The 1,768-nt window shown below is 72.1% G+C and carries 2 pseudogenes; both read left to right on the forward strand.

Going from position 1 to position 1,768, the window contains the following annotated elements:
• Positions 1-714 (forward strand): annotated as a pseudogene (locus KPL78_RS29985) (phage tail protein); the annotation flags it as partial.
• A gap of 11 nt (positions 715-725) precedes the next feature.
• Positions 726-1,768 (forward strand): annotated as a pseudogene (locus KPL78_RS29990) (glycoside hydrolase family 55 protein); the annotation flags it as partial.

Genomic DNA, 1,768 nt, shown 5'->3' on the forward strand with positions numbered 1-1,768 from the left:
GCGCTCGACCGGCTCGCGCCCTTCCCGGCGCGGGTCACCGCCTGGTCGCTCGCCGCCGAGGGGGGTGTCGACCTCACCCTGGAGGAGGAGGACGCCGCGGTGTGGGACTGGAACCCGGCGGTCGACGAGCGCGCCACGGGGAGCAATCCCGCCGTGGTGCTGCCGAACCCGGGCGTCATCGCAGCACCCGCCAGCATCGCGGTGGAGACGCCGCAGACGACGGCCTTTGCCGTCCTGGCCGTGTCCTGGGCCGCGGTCGGCTCCTCCCACCTCGCCGGCTACCAGGTGGAGTTCCTGCCGGCCTCCGTCGCCGCCTGGCAGGGCTATGGCGGCTCCCTCGGCGCCACGGCGGCCGCCATCCCCACCGCCGAGCCGACCGGCTTCCGGGTGCGCGCCGTGGCGCGCAGCAGCGCGGTGTCGGGCTGGCGGCAGGCGCTGGTCCCGGCCGCGGTGGCGGCCCCCACGGCGACGGGGATTGCCGGTGGCATCCGCCTCTCCGGGGGCTTTCCGCCCGATGCCGTCCGCCTGCAGGTATTCGAGGCCACCACGAACAGCCTCGCGGCGGCGGTCAAGCTGCCCACCGAGCCCACCAGCCTCTTCTGGGACCGCACCGCCCTCAGCGCCGGCGACACCCGCTGGTACTGGCTGCGCGCCGTCTCGGCCGACGGCAACGTCTCCGCCCTCGCCGGGCCGGTGACAGCGACTGCGCTGTAGGGAACTCCACCATGCCCGCCCGCATCGACGATCTGCTGGTGCTCGACACCGCGGTCAGCAAGACCGATCTGGCCAAGTACCTGCGCGACCGCGAGACCGTGCTGCCCTCCGACTTCGGCGGCCTCGGCGACGGCGTTGCCGACAACCGCAGCGCCATCCAGGCGGCCTTCGATCGCGCCGCGGCGGACCAGAAGTTCGCGGTGATCCCGCCCGGCACTTGGAACGTCTCCGCCGGGGTCACCCTCGGCGGGGGCGCGCGCGGGCTGATCATGCACGGGGTGCTCCGCTACACCGGTACCGCCGCGGCCACGGTGTTGACGCTCGGCGATGGCGGCACCGTCCGCAACGGCGAGAAGCACTATGCCGGGCTGCAGGTGATCCGGCAGAGCCAGTCCGACTGGCTCGACGAGGCCGACATCGGCATCCTGGTGCGCAACATCGACGCCTCGGTGGTCGAGCTGCGCTTAGTCTCGGGCTTCACCATCGGCATGCGCACGCTGGGCGATGGGCGCGGCGTCGAGGACAGCACCTTCCACCTCGGCCGCATCCTCAACAACCGCATCGGCCTCGACATCCACTGCGCCACCGCGACCGCCTGGAATACCTCCATCCGCTATTATGGCGGCCATTTCGCCGTCGCGACCGGGATCAACCCCAGCCTGGATCGCTTCGGGATCCGGCTGTCGAACGCGCCCGGCGCCTATTCCAACCACAACCGGCATGTCTTCGACGCGCCGAACTTTGAGCTGCGCCAGCTCGATCCCAACGTCGCCATCCCCTTCCTCAACGAGACCAGCGGGTCGGCGATCATCGGCCGCGCGCTGCGCATGGAGGCCTGCTCGCCGATCGTCGCGCGGCACACCGCCGCGGCGCAGGATTGCGAGTACGAGGTCGCCTGGTCCAACACCTACCAGGTCGGCATCGACTACACCGCGACCGCCACCCGCTGTGGCAACACCGTGCTCAACCGGCATCGCGCGCCGGCGTCGCGGCACCTGCGGCTGCTGGGGTCGGTGCCGAACGTCCGGGCCAGGGCCTTCCGCCACAGCGCCAC

Origin of the sequence: Roseomonas alba (assembly GCF_019430885.1) — a bacterium.
Lineage (GTDB): Bacteria > Pseudomonadota > Alphaproteobacteria > Acetobacterales > Acetobacteraceae > Neoroseomonas > Neoroseomonas alba.